Origin of the sequence: Streptomyces olivochromogenes (assembly GCF_001514115.1) — a bacterium.
Taxonomy (GTDB): domain Bacteria; phylum Actinomycetota; class Actinomycetes; order Streptomycetales; family Streptomycetaceae; genus Streptomyces; species Streptomyces olivochromogenes.
Map to the genome: position 1 here is coordinate 1 of NZ_KQ948475.1, position 21,156 is coordinate 21,156.

A 21,156-nucleotide genomic window follows, 5' to 3' on the forward strand; every position below is an offset into this window, starting at 1 on the left:
CGCCGGCGCGCAGTCGGCGCGCGGCATGACGAAGGGGGCCCGTCGCGTTCGGCGACGGGCCCCCTTCGGCTGTGGTGTCCGGGAACCACTCTGTCCGGGAACTACTTGGCGAAGCCGTAGTTCAGGAGCTTGGTGGCGTCCGTGGCGCGCTGGGTGATCGAGGTCGACGCGAGGACCGTGCCGATGATCGTCTTGCCGTTGCGGGTGGCGGCGAAGACGAGGCAGTACTTGGCCTCGGGGCCGGAGCCGGTCTTCACGCCGATGGTGCCGCTGTAGCTGCTGAGCAGCGTGTTCGTGTTGGTCCACGCCGCCATGGTGCGGGTGCTGCCGGTCTTCGTGACGGTCTTCGCCGTGTACGACTTGGTCTTCACGACCGTCTTGAACGTGGTGCTCTTCATCGCGCTGCTGGCGAGCTTCGTCAGGTCGCGCGGCGTCGAGTAGTTGCTGCCGTTGCCGATGCCATCGAACGAGTCGAACTTCGTGTTCGTCATGCCGAGGCTCCGCGCGGTGGTGTTCATCTTGCCGATGAACGACTTCACGCGGGCGGCACGGGTGGAGCCCGAGCCGAACTTGTCGGCGAGCGCGTACGCGGCGTCACAGCCGGACGGCAGCATCAGACCGTAGAGGAGCTGGCGGACGGTGACCTTGTCGCCGACGATCAGGTGGGCGGAGGACGCGGTGTTGGCGACGATGTAGTCGCTGTACGCCTTCTGGATCGTGACCTTGGCGTCGAGGTTGAGGTTCGGCTGCGAGAGCACGACCTTCGCGGTCATGATCTTGGTGGTGGAACCGGTGGAACGCTTGGTGTCGGCAGCCTTGGTGTACAAGGTCTTGGCCGTGCCGTTGTTCATCACGTAGCCGCCGGCGGCGGCGATGGTGGGCGTCGTGACGGCCCCTGCGGGGGCGGCCCCGAAGGCTCCGGCCGCCAGTACGGCGCCGGTGGTAACGGTGACAGCGGCGGCTCGGCGGAAACGCGTGCCCTTAATGCCGGTAATCAAAATGAACGCTCCGAATGCGCGAAATGCCCCTGGGAGAACGGCACATGGCAGTGCCGTCTTACGTACGGACTCGTGAGGGACCCAAAGGGATGCACGGAAGATGGGGTGGAATTGTGTGACGTGGGTTACGCCGAGGGGCGGGCGTTGACCGCGTGAAGGCTACCGGTCCGCATCCTGGACGACGCACGGCCATGTGTACGTGTTGTATCTATGATGTGCGCATGCCTGCCGCGCCGTCCGTGTCCGCTCCGCCCGCCACCAAGCAACCCCCCGCCGCCGACCGCGTCTACGCCCACGTCAAGCGGGGCGTCCTGGAACGTCGTTACGAGGGTGGGACGCTGCTCACCGAGGGCGAGCTCGCCGAGGCCGTGGGTGTCTCACGCACGCCGGTGCGCGAGGCGTTGCTCCGGCTCGAGGTCGAGGGCCTGATCAAGCTCTACCCGAAGAAGGGCGCGCTCGTCCTGCCCGTCTCCGCGCAGGAGATCGCGGACGTGGTCGAGACACGGCAACTCGTGGAGGAGCACTCGGTCCGCAAGGCCGTGCCCGCGTCGCCGTATCTCATCGCGCGCCTGGAGGAACTTCTCGCGCAGCAGAAGGAGCAGGCCGCCGCGGGAGACCTGGCAGGCGCCGCCGTCACCGACCGCTGCTTCCACGCCGAGATCGTCCGCAGCGGCGGCAACGAGATCCTCTCCCGGCTCTACGACCAGTTGCGCGACCGGCAGTTGCGGATGGGCGTCGCCGTCATGCACGCGCACCCCGACCGGATCACCAAGACACTCACCGAGCATGAGGCGATCCTCGAAGCACTGCGGTCCGGCGACGCGGAGGCGGCGGTCGACATCGTCCACGGTCACGTCAGCTGGTTCTCGAACCTGGCGCGGGGAGAGGTGCGATGAGCTCCCACTCGGCCGTCTCGCTCCCCGGAGACCCGCCCGGCGGCCGTCGCGCGATCGGTGTCTGGGGTATCGGCGTCTCCGTCTACTTCGTCGCCGTCATCTTCCGTACCTCGCTGGGAGTGGCCGGGCTGGACGCGGCGGACCGCTTCCATGTGAACGCCTCCGCCCTCTCCACCTTCTCGATCCTGCAACTCCTCGTCTACGCGGGCATGCAGATACCCGTGGGACTGCTGGTCGACCGACTCGGCACCAAGAAGGTGCTGACCATCGGCGTACTGCTCTTCACCGCCGGCCAGTTGGGCTTCGCGTTCTCCTCTACCTACGGGATGGCCCTGGCCTCGCGCGCGCTGCTGGGCTGCGGGGACGCGATGACGTTCATCAGCGTGCTGCGGCTTGGCACGCGGTGGTTCCCGGCGCGGCGGGGGCCGTTGGTCGCGCAGCTCGCCGGTCTTGTGGGCATGGCGGGCAACCTGGTCTCCACCCTCGTCATCGCACGGCTGCTGCACGGGGTGGGGTGGACGACGGCGTTCGCGGGCAGCGCGTTCGCCGGGGTCGTCGTCCTCGTACTCCTCCTTCTCTTCCTGAAGGACCACCCCGAGGGGCACGAGCCGGAACCGTTCCCGCATCAGGGGGCCGCGTATGTGCGGCGGCAGATCGCGGCGTCGTGGCGGGAGCCCGGTACGCGACTGGGGATGTGGGTGCACTTCACGACACAGTTCCCGGCGATGGTCTTCCTGCTCCTGTGGGGCATGCCGTTCCTGGTCCAGGCACAGGGGCTGTCGCGGGCGACGGCCGGTGAACTGCTCACCCTCGTGGTGCTGTCCAACATGTTCGTGGGTCTTGTCTACGGGCAGATCGTCGCCCGGCATCACGCGGCACGGCTTCCGCTGGCGCTCGGGACGGTGACGGCGACGGCGGTGGTCTGGGCGAGTGCGCTGGCGTATCCCGGTGACCGGGATCCCATGTGGCTGCTGGTCGTGCTGTGCGCGGTGCTCGGGGCGTGCGGGCCGGCTTCCATGATCGGGTTCGACTTCGCGCGGCCCGCGAATCCGCCGGAGCGGCAGGGCACCGCGTCCGGGATCACCAACATGGGCGGTTTCGTCGCCTCCATGACGACGTTGTTCGCGATCGGCGTGCTGCTGGACGCGACCGGGGACAACTATCGCGTCGCCTTCTCCGCCGTGTTCGTTCTTCAGGCGCTGGGGCTGAGTCAGATCTTCCGGTTGCGGAAGCAGGCGGCGCGCAGGGAGCGTGAGCGGTTGGTGGCCAGCCGCGTGGAGACGGTACACGTCCCCGCGTAGCGCCCCTTCAGGAGCGCGGGGAACTGCCTGACCAGCCCCCGCCCACCCGCAGGCTCCCGCCCACCCGCAGGCTCCCGTTCACCCGCAGGCTCCCGTTCACCCGCCGTCGAAGAACCCCGCGCTACGGCGTGACCGCGAAGTTCCTCAGGATGGCTGTGGTCAGTTCCGGGTCGCCCTCCGTCTTGATGCGGTCGGAGACGGCGTCGGCCGAGACGCGGCCGCAGGCGAGACGGAAGTACGTCTCCCAGTCGAGGCTGAGGGTGGCGGCCGGGCCGAGCGAGGGGGCGCCGTCTATCGAGCCGCGCCCGTCCGCATCGACCCGCACCGTCCGCAGGAACTCCAGCGGCCCGTGGATGTCGAAGACGACCGCCGAGTTCGCGGGCGCCCCCGCGTCCTTGGCGACGACCTTCGGCAGGGCCCCGAGGAGCTTGTCGCGGACGATGTGCGCGCCGGGGGAGTCGAGGTTGCCGGGCACGCCGAGGGCCACCCGCAGGTCCTGCTCGTGCACCCATACATCGAACGCGCGCCTGCGCATCGCCTGTTCGAGGGTGATCTCGGTCCCGAGCGGCCCGCGCACCTTGGCGTCCGGCTGCCGCGACTCGTTCCGCAGCTGACGGTTGCGGCGGATGATCGTGTACTCCAGCTCGGAGGTCATCTCCGGCGCCGTGTGGTGGCGGCGCACGTCGACCTGCATCTCCATGTACCGCTGGTGCTCGTTCGTCACGTGGAACAGGTCGCGGGGGAGTGTGTGGATCGGCCGAGGATCGCCCAGCATCTCGCAGTCGAGCCCGATGACATGCGAGACGAGATCCCGCACCGACCAGCCGGGGCAGGGTGTGCGCCGGTTCCACTCACCTTCCACCAGCGGCGACACCAACTCGGATATCGCATCGACGGAGTGGGTCCAGGCGTCGGCGTAGGACTGAAGGCTGGGATGCAGACTCACGGAACGGGACCCCTCGGGCGGTTGGACGCGGGCAGTGCACAGGTAGCGGGTGTCTTGGGACGCTAAGTTACGCTGCTGTGAGGCACCCCGGCAGTGCTTTCGTGTGACGATCGTAGGCCTGTATGGACGGCTCGAATGCCAGGACGGTGGTAGTGTGCGCGCCTCTCTCCTCCAGATCGACGTAAACGACGGCGAATCGGTCGATTCGCGTCGACGGCGTGTGGCGGCTCTGGTACGAGAACAAGCCGGAGTCGATCTGATCGTGCTGCCGGAGCTGTGGACCACCGGGGCGTTCGCCTACGAGTCGTTCGGTACGGAGGCGGAGTCCCTCGAAGGGCCGACGTTCGAGGTCATGGCGAAGGCGGCGAGCGACGCGGGCACCTGGCTGCACGCCGGGTCGATCCCCGAGCGGGACGCCGACGGCACGCTCTACAACACCTCCCTCGTCTTCACCCCCTCCGGCGACCTGGCCGCCGCCTACCGCAAGATCCACCGCTTCGGCTTCGACAAGGGCGAGGCCGTACTCATGGGTGCGGGCGGCGAACTGGTGACGGTCCGTCTGCCGGAGACCACCCTCGGCATCGCCACCTGCTACGACCTCCGCTTCCCCGAGCTCTTCCGCGGGCTCGTCGACGCCGGCGCCGAGACCCTCGTCCTCTCGGCCGGCTGGCCCGAGCGGCGCCGCTCCCACTGGACGCTGCTCGCCCAGGCCCGCGCGGTCGAGAACCAGGCGTTCGTTCTTGCCTGTGGAACGGCCGGCACGCACGCGGACGTTCCCCAGGCCGGTCACTCGATCGTGGTCGATCCGTGGGGGGAGGTCCTGGCGGAGGCCGGGGCCGGGGAGCAGGTGCTCACGGTGGACTTCGACCCCGGGAAGGTCGCGACCACGCGGGAGCAGTTCCCGGCGCTGAAGGACCGGATGCTGGGACTGACGGCACCGCGCCGCTGAGCCAGTCCTTCGTCCGGTCTCCTGGCCGGTCCTCTCCTCGGGCCCCTCCTCGCCTCGGTCCTTTGAGTCAGTCCTCGCCCCGCTCCTTCTCCGCCAGGTGGATCACGCACACCGCCACCGCGATCAGCAGCGCGGGGTCCGCGTCCTCGCGGACGACGTCGACGCCGTACGTCTCCCGTACGTGCAGCCAGCGGCGTGAGATCACCGCCAGCAGCTCACTCTCGTACTCGACGGCGAACTCGCGGTCGAGGATCTTGCCGCTGACGTCGAGTTCCGTACCGTCCGCCAGGGACACCCGGTAGTGGTTGCGGAGCAGGGACAGCCGCTTGCGTCTGATCGTCGCCAGCGATTCCCCGTCCCGCCCGATCGCCATCGTGTCCCGCAGGGCGAACATCTTCTGGTGGATGTCGATGAGGACACGCCCGCGGGTGTCCTTCAGCTCGAAGGTGTCCCGCAGTCGCATCGCCTTGCCGTCGACGAGGAACACCTTGTTGCCGTGGTCGTCCTCGATCCAGTAGTCGTCACCGAAGCCGAGGAGCCGGTCGCGTACGAGGAATCTCATACCGTCACCGGTTCCCGGGAACCGCAAGATCATCACGCGTTCACCCCCTCCGATGGCGCCGCGTGCCCTCGTCGGCGACTACGACGTGCGCATCGCAGGTCGAGGGCGAGCATGTGTGGCACGTGGTGGACGCCACCACGGGGCACGCGCTGACCTGACTGTCGGTGGCGGGTGGCACCCTTGTTTCCATGAACGACTCCGCCCCGACCGCAGCCTCGGCACCCACCCCCCGTCGCGTCCGTGTCCGTGCCCCCGAGCTGATCGGCAAGGGCGGCTGGTTGAACACGGGAGAGCAGCAGTACACCCTCGCCGACCTGCGAGGACGCATCGTCATCCTCGATTTTTGGACCTTCTGCTGCATCAACTGTCTGCATGTCCTTGATGAGCTGCGGGAGCTGGAGGAGAAGCACCGGGACACGGTGGTGATCATCGGGGTGCACTCGCCGAAGTTCGTGCACGAGGCCGAGCACCAGGCGGTCGTGGACGCGGTGGAGCGGTACGGGGTCGAGCACCCGGTGCTCGACGATCCCGAGCTCGCGACCTGGAAGCAGTACGCCGTGCGTGCCTGGCCGACGCTCGTCGTGATCGACCCCGAGGGGTACGTGGTCGCACAGCACGCCGGTGAGGGGCACGCGCACGCGATCGCCCGCCTGGTGGAGGAGCTGGAGGCCGAGCACGCGGCCAAGGGGACGCTGCGCCGCGGCGACGGGCCGTACGTGGCACCCGAGCCCGAGCCCACGGCGCTCCGCTTCCCCGGCAAGGCCCTCGCCCTGCCGAGCGGGAACCTCCTGGTCAGCGACACGACCCGGCACCAGCTCGTGGAGCTGGAGAGCGACGGGGAGAGCGTCGTACGGCGGATCGGCTCCGGGGTGCGGGGGTTCGTGGACGGGTCGGCCGAGGAGGCCGGGTTCAGCGAGCCGCAGGGGCTGGCGCTCCTCGAGGACGGTTCGGTCGTCGTCGCGGACACCGTGAACCACGCGCTGCGCCGCCTGGACCTCGTGACCGGCGAGGTCAGCACCCTCGCGGGGACGGGACGCCAGTGGTGGCAGGGCTCGCCGACGTCCGGCCCGGCGCGCGAGGTGGACCTGTCCTCGCCGTGGGACGTGGCGCTGTTCGGTGGGAAGGTCTGGATCGCCATGGCCGGGGTGCACCAGCTGTGGGCGTACGACCCGGCGGACGCCACCGTCGGAGTCGCCGCCGGTACGACGAACGAGGGGCTCGTGGACGGGCCGGGGGCCGAGGCCTGGTTCGCGCAGCCGTCCGGGCTCGCCGCCACCGCCGACCGGCTCTGGCTCGCCGACTCCGAGACGAGCGCCCTGCGCTGGGTGGACCTCGACGGGGCCGTGCACACCGCCGTCGGCACCGGTCTTTTCGACTTCGGACACCGGGACGGGGCCGCCGAACAGGCCCTGTTTCAGCACCCGTTGGGTGTCACGGCCCTCCCCGACGGCTCGGTCGCGGTCAGCGACACGTACAACCACGCACTGCGCCGCTACGACCCCGCGACGGGCGAGGTGACCACGCTGGCGACCGACTTGAGGGAGCCCAGCGACGCGGTTCTCGTCGGGGACGACATCGTGGTCGTGGAGTCGGCGCGACACCGGCTGACCCGGCTGCGGCTTCCCGAGGAGGCCGTACGGGTGGAGTCGGTCGCCCACCGTACCCAGCGCGCCGCCACCGAAGTCACCCCGGGCGCTTTCAAGTTGGACGTGATCTTCCAGGCGCCGGCCGGCCAGAAGCTCGACACCCGCTACGGCCCGTCCACCAGACTCCTGGTCTCCTCGACCCCGCCCGAGCTGCTGCTTACGGGCGAGGGCGCGGGAACCGATCTCTTCCGCGCCCTGGAGCTGAACCCGGCCGTCACGGAGGGCGTCCTGCACGTCTCCGCGATGGCGGCGTCGTGCGACGACGACCCGGCGAACGAGTACCCGGCCTGCCACGTCCACCAGCAGGACTGGGGCGTGCCGGTCCGCCTCACCGAGGGTGGCACGGACCGGCTGCCGCTGGTGCTGGCGGGGATGGCCGACTGACCGTCCCCACTTCCGTGGCGTCGGCTACACGCCGTAGCCGCCCCGGTGGTGCCGCTCCTCCTCGATCACCGGGGTGCTGGGCGGCATGACCACCCGGCGCCTCCTGGCGATGCTGCTGAACGTCACCACCCCGATCAGCCCGACGATCATGAAGATGATGCCGACCAGGTCGAGGTTGACCCCCTTCATGTGCCAGTCGGTCGCGAATGTGAGGACCGCCCCCGCTGCGATCAGGATGATGCATCCGCCCAGGCTCATGGGTGTCGCCTCCTTGTAACCAACTCGGCTTCTCTCAGGCCCGGTCCGGGTACCCGGCGGCGCGCCGGGCATGCGGGACTAGCCCTCCAGGAACGCCACCAGCGCGTTGGCCAGCAGGAACGGGTCGTCAGCGCCGCAGAGTTCGCGGGCGCTGTGCATCGAGAGGATGGCCACGCCGATGTCGACGGTCCTGATGCCGTGGCGGGCCGCCGTGATCGGGCCGATGGTGGTGCCGCAGGGCATCGAGTTGTTGGAGACGAAGGACTGGAAGGGCACGCCGGCCTTCGCGCAGGCGGCGGCGAAGACCGCACGGCCCGAACCGTCCGTGGCGTAGCGGTTGTTGACGTTCACCTTGAGGATGGGGCCGCCGCCCGCCCGCGGGTGGTGCGTCGGATCGTGCCGCTCCGCGTAGTTGGGGTGGACGGCGTGGCCGGTGTCGGAGGAGAGACAGATCGTGCCCGCGAAGGCGCGCGCCCGGTCCTCGTACGAGCCGCCCCGCGCGAACACCGAGCGTTCGAGCACGCCGCCGAGCAGCGGACCGTCGGCGCCGGTGTCGCTCTGCGAGCCGCTCTCCTCATGGTCGAAGGCCGCGAGGACGGGGATGTACGAAAGCCCCGAAGCGGAACCCGAACCGGAACCGGAACCCGAAGCGGAACCGGAACCCGAACCGGAGCCCTCGCCCGTCGCCGCCGCGATCAGCGCCGCCGTACCGGCGTGCACGGACAGCAGGTTGTCCATGCGCGGTCCGGCCATCAGCTCCTTGTCGCGGCCCAGGTACGCGGGCCGCTCGACGGAGTGCGTCATCAGGTCCCAGCCGCTGACCTCGCCCGCGGACAGCCCCGACTCCTCCTCCAGGAAGGCGATCAGATCGCCCTCGCCGGGGTCGCCCAGACCCCAGACGGGCTGCAGATGACGCTGCTTGTCGAGCTTGAGGCCGTCGGTGGTGACGGAACGGTCGAGGTGCACGGCGAGCTGGGGCACACGCAGCAGGGGCCGGTCGATGTTCACCAGGCGCGAGGAGCCGTCCTTCAGCGTCAGGCGGCCCGCCAGCCCCAGGTCCCGGTCCAGCCAGGAGTTCAGCAGCGGGCCGCCGTAGATCTCCACGGCGACCTGGCGCCAGCCGTGTGCCCCGCTGTCCGGCTGCGGCTTCACCCGCAGATTGGGGGAGTCGGTGTGCGCGCCCACGATCCGGAACGGGGTGTGCGGCTCGGCACCCTCGGGCACGTACCAGGCGACGATCGCGCCGCCGCGCAGCACGTACTTGCCGCCGCTCGTCCCCTCCCAGGCATCGGTCTCGGCGACCTGACGGAATCCGGCCTTCTCCAGCCGCTCGGCGGCGTTCGCCACGGCGTGGTACGGCGTCGGGCTCGCCGCCAGAAAGGTCATGAGGTCGTCGGTGTGGCCGCGGTCGAAGCGGGCGCTTGTGCTCATGGGTTCACCTTAACGACGCCCGAGGGCCCGCTCCCGGCGATGGGTAGGGCCCTTCGTAAGGGGGATGTGAAAGACGGACATCTGACTGGAGGGGCAGATTCCGGTTCGCTCTCCGCGCCCCGCGGTCTTCGCAATCCATGCGGGAAAACCATGCGAGGCCGTGCGGGGCCATGCCGGAAACCCATGCGAGGCCGTGCGGGGCCATGCCGGAAATCCATGCGAGTTCGTGCGGGGCCATGCGGGAAATCCGTGCGGGGCCATGGGGAAATCCCTGCGTGGAGCGGGCTGCCACGCGCCCGCCCCGTGGCCGCACACGACGGCGGCCCGCCCCCGGAGATTCGCTCCGGGAACGGGCCGCCGACGGCGATGCCCTCAGGCCACGAGGATCAGAACGCCGCCTCGTCCAGCTCCATCAGGTCCAGGTCCACGCCCTCGGCGAGCTTGCGGGCGCCGGTGACGCCGGGCAGGACGTTGGCGGCGAAGAACTTCGCCGCGGCGATCTTGCCGGTGTAGAAGGGCCTGTCCTTCGCCGAGGCCGTCTCCAGCTTCTCGGTGGCCACGGCGGCACCGCGCAGCAGCAGGTAGCCGACGACCACGTCGCCGGAGGCCAGCAGCAGGCGGGTGGTGTTGAGGCCGACCTTGTAGATGTTCTTGACGTCCTGCTCGGTGGCCGCCAGGTCCGTGAGCATGAGGCCGACGATGGCCTCCAGCTCGACGGCCGCCTTGGCGAGCTGCTCGCGGGCCGCGGACAGGTCCTCGCCGCCCGTGCCGAGCGCCAGGAACTTCTTGATGTCCTCGGCGAGGGAGTTGAGCGCCGCGCCCTGGTTGCGGACGATCTTCCGGAAGAAGAAGTCCTGGCCCTGGATCGCGGTCGTGCCCTCGTAGAGGGTGTCGATCTTGGCGTCGCGGATGTACTGCTCGATCGGGTACTCCTGCAGGAAGCCGGAGCCGCCGAAGGTCTGCAGCGACTGGGCGAGCTGCTCGTAGCCCTTCTCGGAGCCGTAGCCCTTCACGATCGGCAGGAGCAGGTCGTTGAGGGCCTCCAGGGCGGCGGTGTCCTCGCCGGCGGCCTCCTTGACCTGGATCTCGTCCTGGATCGCGGCGGTGTGCAGCACCAGGGCGCGCATGCCCTCGGCGTACGCCTTCTGCGTCATCAGCGAGCGGCGCACGTCGGGGTGGTGCGTGATGGTGACCTTGGGCGCGGTCTTGTCCATGAAGTTCGCGAGGTCCGGGCCCTGGACGCGCTCCTTGGCGTACTCCAGCGCGTTCAGGTAGCCGGTCGAGAGCGTGGAGATCGCCTTCGTGCCGACCATCATGCGGGCGAACTCGATGATCCGGAACATCTGGCGGATGCCGTCGTGCTTGTCGCCGATCAGCCAGCCCTTGGCGGGGTGGCGGTCGCCGAAGGTCATCTCGCAGGTGTTGGACGCCTTGAGGCCCATCTTGTGCTCGACGTTCGTCGCGTACGCGCCGTTGCGCTCGCCCAGCTCGCCGGTCTCGAAGTCGAACTCGTACTTCGGGACGAGGAAGAGGGACAGGCCCTTGGTGCCGGGGCCGGCGCCCTCGGGACGGGCGAGCACGTAGTGGAGGATGTTCTCCGACATGTCGTGCTCACCGGACGTGATGAAGCGCTTCACGCCCTCGATGTGCCAGGAGCCGTCCGCCTGCTGGACCGCCTTGGTGCGGCCCGCGCCCACGTCCGAGCCGGCGTCCGGCTCGGTGAGCACCATGGTGGAGCCCCACTGCTTGTCGATGGCGATCTTCGCGATGTGCTTCTGGACCTCGGTGCCCTCCTCGAAGAGGATGCCCGCGAAGGCGGGGCCGGAGGAGTACATCCAGACCGCCGGGTTGGCGCCGAGCACCAGCTCCGCGTACGCCCAGATCAGGGAGCGGGGCGAGGTGGTGCCGCCGAGCTCCTCGGGCAGGCCCAGGCGCCAGTACTCGGAGTCCATGAAGGCCTTGTACGACTTCTTGAAGGATGCCGGTACGGGAGCCGTGTTGGTCTCCGGGTCGAAGACCGGCGGGTTGCGGTCGGCGTCCGCGAAGGACTCCGCCAGCTCGTTCTCCGAGAGACGGGCCAGCTCGTCGAGGACGCTCTTGGCGGTGTCGACGTCCATCTCCGCGAACGGTCCGGTGCCGTACAGCTTGTCGCGCCCGAGCACCTCGAAGAGGTTGAACTCGATGTCGCGGAGATTCGACTTGTAGTGCCCCATGGCGACGGCTCCGTAAGGGATCGGGGAGGTGGAGGTACTCGCAGCCTCGTTACACGTACTGGCAAGTAGCTACGATGATGCTACCCGTCGGTAATAAGAATCAACCCCCGATGGCCCATATGTGGCCGACTACTCTTTGACCCATGTACGGCTACGACCAGAATGCGGGCGCCCAGCAGCAGTACGCCCCGCCGCAGCAGCAGATGCCCGGCGGTTACGGCCAGCAGCCGCCGCTCTACCCCGAGCCGTCCCCGCCCTCGCTGGCGGACGCGGTGCGGGCGTTCACCACGGGATCGATGTCCGCGGAGGACTTCCAGCAGGTCTTCGCGACGTCGAAGGTCTACTGCCCGCGCGGCGACAACCCCGGATTCCTGGCGCTGCACAACACCCAGCAGCCGGTCATCCCGATGTTCACCTCGCTCAAGGAGCTGCGCCGGTACGCCGGCAAGGAGTCCAAGTACTTCGTGATCACCGGCGCCGAGGTGATCGACCTGCTCCCCACCGGCTACGGCTTCGTCCTCGACATGGAGGGGGAGCACCGCATGGTCTTCGACGCGAAGGCCGTGGAGCAGATGGTGGACTTCGCCATGCGCCGTATGTACGGGTAGTGAACCGCTACGGGTGGCGAACCACTATGGGTGGCGAACCACTATGGGTGCGAACCACTACGGGTAGCGCCCACTCCCCTACGACAGTCCGGACGCCCGGAGGGAATTCCCTCCGGGCGTCCGTCGTTGTGGGTGGCAGAAAGTTCAACAATCAACTAAACTCGAAGCACAAGGAGGTACCGACATGCCTGCAGTGACCGTCGAGAACCCGCTGGCCCTGCCCCGTGTGGCCGCGCCGGCCGACGCCGTGGACCGTCCCGTGCTCACCGTGACGACCGCGCCCAGCGGCTTCGAGGGCGAGGGTTTCCCGGTCCGCCGTGCGTTCGCCGGGATCAACTACCGCCACCTCGACCCGTTCATCATGATGGATCAGATGGGCGAGGTGGAGTACGCGCCGGGCGAGCCCAAGGGCACCCCCTGGCACCCCCACCGCGGCTTCGAGACCGTGACCTACATCATCGATGGCATCTTCGACCACCAGGACTCCAACGGTGGCGGCGGCACCATCACCAACGGCGACACCCAGTGGATGACCGCGGGCGCCGGCCTCCTGCACATCGAGGCCCCGCCGGAGTCGCTCGTCATGTCCGGCGGCCTCTTCCACGGCCTCCAGCTGTGGGTGAACCTCCCGGCCAAGGACAAGATGATGGCCCCCCGGTACCAGGACATCCGCGGCGGCTCGGTCCAGCTGCTGAGCACCCCCGACGGCGGCGCGCTGCTGCGCGTCATCGCCGGTGAGCTCGACGGCCACCAGGGTCCCGGCATCACGCACACGCCGATCACCATGGTCCACGCGACCCTGGCGCCCGGCGCCGAGATGACGCTCCCGTGGCGCGAGGACTTCAACGGTCTCGCGTACGTCCTCGCCGGACGCGGCAGCGTCGGTACGGGCCGTCGACCGGTCCACACCGGCCAGACCGCCGTCTTCGGCGCGGGCGGCTCGCTGACCGTCCGCGCGGACGAGAAGCAGGACGCGAACACGCCGGACCTCGAGGTCGTCCTGCTCGGCGGACAGCCGATCCGTGAGCCCATGGCCCACTACGGCCCCTTCGTGATGAACACCCGCGAGGAGCTGCAGCAGGCCTTCGAGGACTTCCAGAAGGGCCGCCTGGGCACCGTTCCGGCGGTGCACGGAATGTCCGAGGGCGGGATCTGACCCCTCTCCGCTCAAGCGCGAAAGGCCCCGTCCGTACCCCGGACGGGGCCTTTCGCGCGTCGGACGGGGCTTTTCGCATGGACGCCGTGTCACCCGGCCGGGCCGTCCCGGCGGGACGGCCCGGCCCTCGCGTGGTCGGGTGGAAGCGTGCAGCTACTCCCCGAGGGCGCCCGGCGGCTGGCCGCCTGGTGCGCCGTGATCCTGCTCGTCGCCGGTGTGGCGTGGGTCGGGATCCGGCTGTGCGGGGAGTTCCGTACGGCGATCGTGCCCGTGCTGCTCGCGCTCCTCGGCAGCGCGCTGCTCGGGCCGATGTACCGGCGGCTGGTGCACGTCGGGGTCAACCGGTCGCTGGCCGCGGGGCTCACCTGCGTCGCGGTGGTCGTGGTCGTCGGCGGCGCCGTCTACATCGTGGTCGCCGCGCTCATCGACACCGGGGACCAGATCATCGCCTCGCTCAGGCTGGCCGCGCGGTCCGTCGCCCAGCACTTCGGTGCGGCGGGCACCTCACTCGACGACCTCGCCGCCAACGCCAAGGACCTGCTGACCAAGTTCGGCGGGACGGCCGCGTCCAACGTCATCAGTGGCGTGAGCGTGGTGGGCGAGTCCATCGCCATGGCCGTACTGGCCCTGCTGCTCGTCTTCTTCTTCCTCCGCGACTCCCACCGCACCGCCGGGCTGCTGCGCTCGCTGGCGCCGCGCGGCACCGCGGACACGGTGGAGGCCATGGCCCGCCGCGCCTTCGACGCCGTTCAGGGCTTCATGCGCGGGACCACGGTGATCGCCCTGATCGACGCCCTGTGCATCACGATCGGCCTGCTGATCCTGCGCGTCCCGGGCGCGGTCGGGCTCGGTGCGCTGGTCTTCGTGGGGGCGTTCATTCCCTACCTCGGCGCGTTCCTCTCCGGCGCGGTGGCCGTGCTGGTCGCGCTCGCCGACCGGGGGTTCGTGATCGCGCTGTGGGCGCTCGGGGTCGTGCTCGCCGTGCAGGTCCTCGAAGGGCATGTGCTGCAGCCGATGATCCAGAGCCGGACCGTGCAGATGCATCCGGCGGTGGTGATGCTGGCGATCACGGCGGGTGCGTCCGTCGCGGGCATCCTGGGCATGCTGCTCGCCGTACCGCTGACGGCCGCCGGGTTCGGGGTCCTCGCGGAGCTACGGACCCGCTACGAGTCGGCGTCCCCGTCCCCACAGGCGTCCCCGTCCCCACCGGACGCCTCGTAGAACTCGAACCAGATGCTCTTGCCCTCGCCCCGTGGGTCCACGCCCCAGGCGTCGGCGAGGAATTCCACGAGCATCAGCCCGCGTCCGGAGGACGCCAGTTCGCCCGGGTGGCGGCGGTGCGGCAGGTCGTCGCTGGCGTCGGTGACCTCGACCCGCATCCGGCGGTCGTCCGCACCGCCGGTCACCTCGGCGACGAGCAGCGCGTCGGCGTCGGTGTGGACGAGGACGTTGGTGAGCATCTCGGAGACGAGGAGGACCGCCGAGTCGCGCTGGTCGGCGCAGGCCCAGTCGTGCAGCATCTCGCGCAGCTGCTGGCGGGCCCCCGAGATCCGCTCGGGCTCGGCCTGCGCCACGGTCAGCGCGGTGCGCCGCACCGAGGGGGAGAGCGGGGCCTCGACCGCCTCGCCGTCCCCCTTGCCCTGCCGGCTCAGCAGCAGCACGGCTATGTCGTCCTCGCGCCGGTCGGCGAGCGGCCCGGGGGTGTGGTGCGAGGAGGGCCCGTGCACGCCCTGGACCAGCGCGTCGGCGAGCTCCTCCATGTCACCGTCGTGGGACTCCAGGATGTGGCGGATACGGCGCCACCCGGTGTCGAGGTCGTGGCCGCCGGTCTCGATCAGCCCGTCGGTGCAGAGCAGCATGGTCTCGCCGGGTTCCAGAGCGAGCCGGGTCGTGGGGTAGTCGGCGTCCGGGTCGATGCCGAGCGGCAGTCCGCCCGCCGTGGGCCGTATCAGCACCGTCCCGTCCGCCATGCGTATCGCGGGGTCCGGGTGGCCGGCACGGGCGAAGTCCAGGATGCCGGTCGCCGGGTCCACCTCGACGTACAGGCAGGTCGCGAAGCGCGGGTCCGCGGTGTTGCCGCCGCTCTCGCCGGTGGAGCCGTACGTCACCGAGTCCGTGATCCCGCACAGAAACCGTGAGGCCCGGGAGAGGACCGCGTCGGGCCGGTGGCCCTCGGAGGCGTACGCGCGCAGGGCGATACGGAGCTGGCCCATCAGCCCGGCGGCGCGCACGTCGTGGCCCTGGACGTCCCCGATGACCAGGGCGAAGCGGCCGCTCGGCAGCGGGATCACGTCGTACCAGTCGCCGCCGACCTGGAGGCCGCCGCCGGTGGGAACATAGCGCGCGGCGACCCCCATGCCCGGCATCTGCGGGCCGAGGGTGGGCATCATCGAGCGCTGCAGGCCGTCGGTGAGCTCCCGCTCCGTCTCGGCGGCCACGGCCCGGGAGAGGGCCTGCGCGAGCATCCGGGCCACGGTCGTCAGCACGGAACGCTCGTCGGGCGTGAAGCTGACGGGATAGGTGAAGGCCGCCATCCACGCGCCCATCGTGCGTCCGGCGACGGTCAGCGGCAGAAAGGCCCAGGACTCCCGCCCGAAGTGTTCGGCGAGCGGCCAGGAGACCGGATAGCGCTCCTTGTAGTCCTTCGGGGAGGAGAGATAGACGGCGCGGCCCGTGCGGACGACCTCCGCGGCCGGGTAGTCGGTGGCCAGGGACATATGGGTGAAGGGGCCCTCGTCTCCCGGCTTCTGCCCGTGGTGGCCGACGACGGTGAGCCGGTCCCCGTCCACGCCGAAGACGGCCAGCCCGTCCGGTGTGAACCCCGGCATCGACAGGCCCGCCGCGACCCGCAGTACCTCGGCCGTGGACCGCGCTTCGGCCAGTGCCCGCCCGGCGTCCAGCAGGAACGCCTCGCGCGAGCGGCGCCAGTCGCCGGTGAGCGGGGTGCGCGCGGCGGTGGCCTCCGAGGTCTCGGTGACCTCCTGGAGGGTGCCGAACAGCACGAACTCCCCGGTCTCGGGGTCGACGGTCGGCTTGGAGCGGCTGCGCACGGTACGGATCACCCGCCCGTGCTCGTCCATGATCCGCAGCCGGACCTCGGCGAGCGTGTCCTCGGCGACGGCGAGCTGTACGACGCTGACGACCTCGTTCCAGTCGGCCGGGTGGAACCGGGAGCGCATGGCCACCTCGGTGACCGTCGTCCTTTCCGCGGGCAACCCGAGGAGCCGGGCGGCCTCGGCGTCGATGGTGACCCGCCCGTGTGCGTTGTCCCAGCGCCACACGCCGGTCGCAAGGGCGGCCAGTACGTCCCCCACGGCGGGCAGGGGCTCACCAGTGCGCATTGACCCACTCTATGAAGAGGTGATCGGAAGGTGCCACCGAGAGTATTCGGAGTGGTGATCTTTGGGCGGCCGGTACCCTTGGGGGATCCGGGCGTCGGCCCGGAAGTTTCACGTGAAACAGACCCAAGCTCATGTGAAACAGACCCCGATCCGCGAAGACTGGATGAACGACGATGCATCGGTACAGGTCCCACACCTGCGGCGAGCTCCGCGCCTCTGACGTCGGCAGCGACGTCCGGCTGAGCGGCTGGCTGCACAATCGCCGAGACCTGGGTGGCATCCTCTTCATCGATCTGCGCGATCACTACGGCATCACGCAGCTCGTCGCCCGCCCCGGCACGCCCGCCTACGAGGCCCTCGACAAGGTCTCCAAGGAGTCGACGGTCCGCGTCGACGGCAAGGTCGTCTCGCGTGGCACGGAGAACGTCAACCCGGATCTGCCCACCGGCGAGATCGAGGTCGAGGTGAGCGAGGTCGAGCTGCTCGGCGCCGCCGCCCCGCTGCCGTTCACGATCAACGCCGAGGACGGCGTCAACGAGGAGCGGCGCCTGGAGTACCGCTTCCTCGACCTGCGCCGCGAGCGCATGCACCGCAACATCCTGCTGCGTACGGCCGTGATCTCCGCGATCCGTCACAAGATGACGGCGCTGGGCTTCAACGAGATGGCGACCCCGATCCTCAGCGCCACCTCCCCCGAGGGCGCGCGCGACTTCGTGGTCCCCTCCCGTCTGAACCCGGGCAAGTTCTACGCCCTGCCGCAGGCGCCGCAGCAGTTCAAGCAGCTGCTGATGATCTCCGGCTTCGACCGCTACTTCCAGATCGCGCCCTGCTTCCGCGACGAGGACGCGCGCGCGGACCGCTCGCCGGGCGAGTTCTACCAGCTCGACGTGGAGATGTCCTTCGTCGAGCAGGAGGACGTCTTCCAGCCCATCGAGAAGCTGATGACGGAGCTGTTCGAGGAGTTCGGCGGTGGCCGTCACGTCACCTCCCCCTTCCCGCGCATCCCGTTCCGCGAGGCGATGCTGAAGTACGGCTCCGACAAGCCGGACCTGCGCGCCCAGCTGGAGCTGGTCGACATCACCGACATCTTCGAGGGCTCGGAGTTCAAGGCCTTCGCCGGCAAGCACGTACGTGCCCTGCCGGTGCCGGACGTCGCCGGTCAGACCCGGAAGTTCTTCGACGGCCTCGGCGACTACGCGGTCGAGCAGGGCGCGAAGGGCCTGGCCTGGGTCCGGGTGGGTGAGGACGGCTCGCTGACGGGCCCGATCGCCAAGTTCCTCACCGAGGACAACGTCGCCGAGCTGACCAAGCGCCTCTCCCTGGCCCCCGGCCACGCGGTCTTCTTCGGCGCGGGCGAGTTCGACGAGGTCTCGAAGATCATGGGCGCGGTGCGGGTCGAGGCCGCGAAGCGCTCGGGCAACTTCGAGGAGAACGTCTTCCGGTTCTGCTGGATCGTCGACTTCCCGATGTACGAGAAGGACGAGGACACCGGGAAGATCGACTTCTCGCACAACCCGTTCTCGATGCCCCAGGGCGGCCTGGAGGCCCTGGAGACCCAGGACCCGCTGGACATCCTGGGCTGGCAGTACGACATCGTCTGCAACGGCGTCGAGCTGTCCTCCGGCGCGATCCGCAACCACGAGCCCGAGATCATGCTCAAGGCCTTCGAGATCGCGGGCTACGACCGTGACACCGTCGAGGAGCAGTTCGCCGGCATGCTGCGCGCCTTCCGCTTCGGCGCCCCGCCGCACGGCGGGATCGCCCCGGGCGTCGACCGCATCGTCATGCTCCTCGCGGACGAGCCGAACATCCGCGAGACGATCGCGTTCCCGCTCAACGGCAACGCGCAGGACCTGATGATGGGCGCGCCGACGGAGCTGGACGAGACGCGACTGCGCGAGCTGCACCTGTCGGTGCGGAAGCCGCAGCCGAAGTAGGCAGTTCGGCCTCAGCCAGGCCGAAGGGCTCGAAACCGACGCCGGTTTCGAGCCCTTTCCCTTGCGCACCACGTTTCACAGCGCATTCCAATATTCTCCCAGGCTTCCTCACCTCTACCGTCCCGGGTCATGACGGATTCTCAAGTACCCGAAAACAGAGGGAAATTGGCTCGCCGTACGGTCCTGATGGCGAGTGGTGCGGCGGTGACCGCGGTGGGGGTCGGCGGCGCGCTGTCGGTGAACGCCTCGGCGCAGGAGGCCGCTCCGCGGACGCCCGCTTCGGCGGAAACGTGCTACACGCTCACCTCGGAGCTGGTCGAGGGCCCGTACTACATCGACGCCGACAAGATCCGCCGGGACATCACCGAGGACCAGGAGGGCATCCCGCTCACCCTCGAACTCAAGGTGATCGACGCGGACACCTGCAAGCCGCTCAGAAACGCGGCCGTGGACATCTGGCACTGCAGCGCGACGGGTGTCTACTCGGGTTACGAGTCGAGCGGCAACGGCGGCGGTGGACCGGCACCGACGGGCCCGCCGCCCTCCGGCACCCCCACCGGCGAGCCTCCGACCGGCGGCCCGGGCGGTGGCGGCGGGGGCCACCAGGAGCCGACCGACGACGACCGCTTCCTGCGCGGCACCTGGCACACGGACCGGCACGGCCACGTCACCTTCAAGACGGTCTTCCCGGGCTGGTACCAGGGCCGCGCCGTCCACATCCACACGAAGGTGCACGTGGACGGCACCTGGACCGACGCGGGCTACGAGGGCGGGCACACCTGCCACACGGGCCAGTTCTTCTTCGACGAGAAGTCGGTGCTGGCGTCGGCGGAGGTCGCCCCGTACTCCACCAACACCAGCACGCGCACCACGCTCACCGAGGACACGATCTACCCCCAGAACGGCCACACGGGCGGCCTCCTGTACCTGAAGTACGACAAGAGGAACATCGCGAAGGGAGTTCGCGCCCACCTGACGATGGGCGTCGCCCCGGACGAGACGCACGACAGCTCGGACACGCAGCCGAGCCCGTCGGCGTCGCCCTCGGCGAGCTGACCCACCGACTCGCTCGACCCGGGCCCGGAACTCCACTGGTTCCGGGCCCTTTGGGCCGTACGGCTTCCGTTGCGCGGGCCTGCGGGTCCTAGAGCGTTCCGGCGTCGGGCCAGTGGGACCAGTGGGTGTTGGGCGGGAGGGTCGGGCGGTATCGGGCCGGATCCGAGGAGCTCAGCACCTCTGCGATCAGCCGGAAGGTCTCGTGCGTACTGGGCACGGCGTCCCAGAGGTCTTCCGGCTGGTGCCACGCGTCGAGCCGCAGCAGTACGGGCAGGTCGGCGGGGAGGTCGGCCCGCAGTTCCGTCTCGTCGGCCAGGAGAAGCTCCTTGCTCCCCTCGGCGAGCAGGCGGAACACGTCCTCCAGTGGGGTGCCCGCGGCGGCGTCGACGGTGAGTGCCGTCCCGCGGACGACCACGGGAACCCCTCCGACGTAGACCTCCGCGCCGTCGGGATCGATCTCCTCCATGTTGTCCACCCGGTCCAGGAAGTCGCCGAGCCCGGGCTCGCCGCGCGTCAGGCAGTTGCCGAAGCGGTGCATGACGTCGATGAGGTTCCCGCCGCGCGGGTTGTAGCCCAGCAGTTCGGCGACCATGGCCCAGCGGGTGGTGTCGCCGAACAGATGGATCCGCGCGCCGACCGGGCCGGGACCCCGTCCGGGGCGGTTCACCGTGGACGCACAGGCGGTTCGGCGGGGGTGCACAGTGGTTGGGCGTGTGATGGGGAGAGGCGGGTGAGGTCACCTCGCGCCGTACCGGGACATCGCAAGCGCCGGAGGAAGCCATGGGAGTCGTGCTGGTCGCAGTGTTGCTGATCGTCGGAGCGGTGGCCGCGGTCGCCTACCAGCGACGGCTGTCGCAGCCGTACGGTGCGGTGTCCGACCTGGACGCGGAGGCGGAGGCCCACCGTTGGGTGGAGCGGCTCGGCGGAAGCCTGTCGACGCTCGACGCGCGGGGCAACGCGGCGGCGGCGCAGGCGCTGACCGACGCCGCCGAGCGCCACCGGGCCGCGCAGGGGGAGTTGACCACGGCTCGCTCCGGCGCGCAGTACGCGATGGCCTCGCAGACGGCCCTGGAGGGCCTGCACTACATCCGCGCCGCCCGCACCTCACTGGGCCTCGACCCCGGCCCCGCCCTCCCCGACCTGGGCACGGGCGCGATCACCGCCCGGGACGGCCGCGTCACGGTCGACGGCCGGACCTACGCGGCCTCACCCCGACCCGGTGACGCGACGCCGTACTACTACCCCGGCGGGGTCGTGGGCGGCCGGCAGATGCCGGGCGGTTGGTACAGCGCCCCCTGGTGGAAGACGGCCCTGGTCGCCGGCGCGGCCGGAGCCGGCGGGGTGATCCTGGCCGACGCCGTCCTCGACGGCCTCCGCCGCCCGCACGGGGGCGGCCCGATGGGCGGTCCCGGTGGATTCGGCGGGCTGGGAGGCCTGGGGGACTTCGGCGGACGCTTCTGAAGGTCGGGCTTCA

At 69.9% G+C, this 21,156-nt stretch carries 18 protein-coding genes; 10 read left to right on the plus strand and 8 right to left on the minus strand.

All coding sequences use genetic code 11. The annotated features are described in order from the left end of the window. Positions 1-101: 101 nt before the first annotated feature. Positions 102-998: a D-alanyl-D-alanine carboxypeptidase family protein gene (locus AQJ27_RS42285; RefSeq protein ID WP_067381507.1), complete on the minus strand. Its 897-nt coding sequence runs from the start codon at positions 996-998 to the stop codon at positions 102-104. 221 nt (positions 999-1,219) lie between these two features. Between AQJ27_RS42285 and AQJ27_RS42290 the strand changes: the two genes are divergently transcribed. Together AQJ27_RS42290 and AQJ27_RS42295 are read left to right on the plus strand one after the other, a co-directional pair. Next, entirely contained in the window at positions 1,220-1,894 is a 675-nt protein-coding gene (locus AQJ27_RS42290) for a GntR family transcriptional regulator (protein WP_067381510.1), read from the plus strand. Further along, positions 1,891-3,195, plus strand: coding sequence for an MFS transporter (locus AQJ27_RS42295; protein ID WP_067381513.1), 1,305 nt, complete (start codon positions 1,891-1,893; stop codon positions 3,193-3,195). Before AQJ27_RS42290 ends, AQJ27_RS42295 begins: the two co-directional genes overlap by 4 nt. Positions 3,196-3,316: 121 nt before the next feature. Here the strand turns inward: AQJ27_RS42295 and AQJ27_RS42300 are convergent, their stop codons facing one another. Further along, positions 3,317-4,141 (minus strand): maleylpyruvate isomerase family mycothiol-dependent enzyme, encoded by an 825-nt coding sequence (locus tag AQJ27_RS42300; protein WP_067381516.1) that lies wholly within the window; start codon positions 4,139-4,141, stop codon positions 3,317-3,319. A gap of 154 nt (positions 4,142-4,295) precedes the next feature. Here AQJ27_RS42300 and AQJ27_RS42305 point away from each other — a divergent pair, with 154 nt between their 5' ends. Further along, positions 4,296-5,090: a carbon-nitrogen family hydrolase gene (locus AQJ27_RS42305; protein ID WP_067381519.1), complete on the plus strand. Its 795-nt coding sequence runs from the start codon at positions 4,296-4,298 to the stop codon at positions 5,088-5,090. Between the two features lie 67 nt (positions 5,091-5,157). Here the strand turns inward: AQJ27_RS42305 and AQJ27_RS42310 are convergent, their stop codons facing one another. Continuing rightward, positions 5,158-5,652, minus strand: a complete 495-nt coding sequence (locus AQJ27_RS42310) for an LURP-one-related/scramblase family protein (RefSeq protein WP_067381758.1) — start codon at positions 5,650-5,652, stop codon at positions 5,158-5,160. Positions 5,653-5,840: 188 nt separating this feature from the next. Here AQJ27_RS42310 and AQJ27_RS42315 point away from each other — a divergent pair, with 188 nt between their 5' ends. After that, positions 5,841-7,682, plus strand: a complete 1,842-nt coding sequence (locus AQJ27_RS42315; protein ID WP_067381522.1) for a thioredoxin-like domain-containing protein — start codon at positions 5,841-5,843, stop codon at positions 7,680-7,682. Between the two features lie 24 nt (positions 7,683-7,706). On the opposite strand, the gene AQJ27_RS42320 is transcribed toward AQJ27_RS42315, so the two are convergent. The 3 genes from AQJ27_RS42320 to AQJ27_RS42330 all read right to left on the minus strand — a co-directional run bounded on the left by AQJ27_RS42320 (position 7,707) and on the right by AQJ27_RS42330 (position 11,584). After that, complete coding sequence (locus AQJ27_RS42320) at positions 7,707-7,940, minus strand: hypothetical protein (protein WP_067381525.1); 234 nt, start codon at positions 7,938-7,940, stop codon at positions 7,707-7,709. A gap of 78 nt (positions 7,941-8,018) precedes the next feature. After that, the gene (locus AQJ27_RS42325) at positions 8,019-9,371 is read right to left on the minus strand and encodes a M18 family aminopeptidase (RefSeq protein WP_067381528.1); all 1,353 of its coding nucleotides are present in this window, start codon (positions 9,369-9,371) and stop codon (positions 8,019-8,021) included. Positions 9,372-9,757: 386 nt separating this feature from the next. Then, positions 9,758-11,584 (minus strand): acyl-CoA dehydrogenase, encoded by a 1,827-nt coding sequence (locus AQJ27_RS42330; RefSeq protein WP_067381531.1) that lies wholly within the window; start codon positions 11,582-11,584, stop codon positions 9,758-9,760. A gap of 143 nt (positions 11,585-11,727) precedes the next feature. Here AQJ27_RS42330 and AQJ27_RS42335 point away from each other — a divergent pair, with 143 nt between their 5' ends. The 3 genes from AQJ27_RS42335 (at position 11,728) to AQJ27_RS42345 (ending at position 14,569) form a co-directional block, all read left to right on the plus strand. Continuing rightward, positions 11,728-12,192 carry an SseB family protein gene (locus AQJ27_RS42335; RefSeq protein ID WP_054234175.1) on the plus strand — a complete coding sequence of 155 codons (465 nt, stop codon included), beginning with the start codon at positions 11,728-11,730 and terminating at the stop codon, positions 12,190-12,192. Between the two features lie 184 nt (positions 12,193-12,376). Further along, complete coding sequence (locus tag AQJ27_RS42340; protein ID WP_067381534.1) at positions 12,377-13,348, plus strand: pirin family protein; 972 nt, start codon at positions 12,377-12,379, stop codon at positions 13,346-13,348. Positions 13,349-13,495: 147 nt separating this feature from the next. After that, positions 13,496-14,569 carry an AI-2E family transporter gene (locus AQJ27_RS42345; RefSeq protein ID WP_067381536.1) on the plus strand — a complete coding sequence of 358 codons (1,074 nt, stop codon included), beginning with the start codon at positions 13,496-13,498 and terminating at the stop codon, positions 14,567-14,569. Here the strand turns inward: AQJ27_RS42345 and AQJ27_RS42350 are convergent. Beyond that, positions 14,512-16,689 carry a SpoIIE family protein phosphatase gene (locus tag AQJ27_RS42350; protein WP_067381539.1) on the minus strand — a complete coding sequence of 726 codons (2,178 nt, stop codon included), beginning with the start codon at positions 16,687-16,689 and terminating at the stop codon, positions 14,512-14,514. The genes AQJ27_RS42345 and AQJ27_RS42350 overlap by 58 nt on opposite strands. A gap of 173 nt (positions 16,690-16,862) precedes the next feature. Between AQJ27_RS42350 and aspS the strand changes: the two genes are divergently transcribed. Together aspS and AQJ27_RS42360 are read left to right on the plus strand one after the other, a co-directional pair. Next, positions 16,863-18,626: an aspartate--tRNA ligase gene (aspS, locus tag AQJ27_RS42355; protein ID WP_067381542.1), complete on the plus strand. Its 1,764-nt coding sequence runs from the start codon at positions 16,863-16,865 to the stop codon at positions 18,624-18,626. Between the two features lie 129 nt (positions 18,627-18,755). Continuing rightward, positions 18,756-19,682, plus strand: coding sequence for an intradiol ring-cleavage dioxygenase (locus AQJ27_RS42360; protein WP_079065672.1), 927 nt, complete (start codon positions 18,756-18,758; stop codon positions 19,680-19,682). An 88-nt stretch (positions 19,683-19,770) separates the two neighbouring features. On the opposite strand, the gene AQJ27_RS42365 is transcribed toward AQJ27_RS42360, so the two are convergent. Continuing rightward, positions 19,771-20,349, minus strand: coding sequence for a DUF7003 family protein (locus AQJ27_RS42365; RefSeq protein WP_067381548.1), 579 nt, complete (start codon positions 20,347-20,349; stop codon positions 19,771-19,773). A 113-nt stretch (positions 20,350-20,462) separates the two neighbouring features. On the opposite strand from AQJ27_RS42365, the gene AQJ27_RS42370 reads away from it, so the two are divergent. Beyond that, positions 20,463-21,143 carry a hypothetical protein gene (locus AQJ27_RS42370; protein WP_067381551.1) on the plus strand — a complete coding sequence of 227 codons (681 nt, stop codon included), beginning with the start codon at positions 20,463-20,465 and terminating at the stop codon, positions 21,141-21,143. Positions 21,144-21,156: the final 13 nt, after the last annotated feature.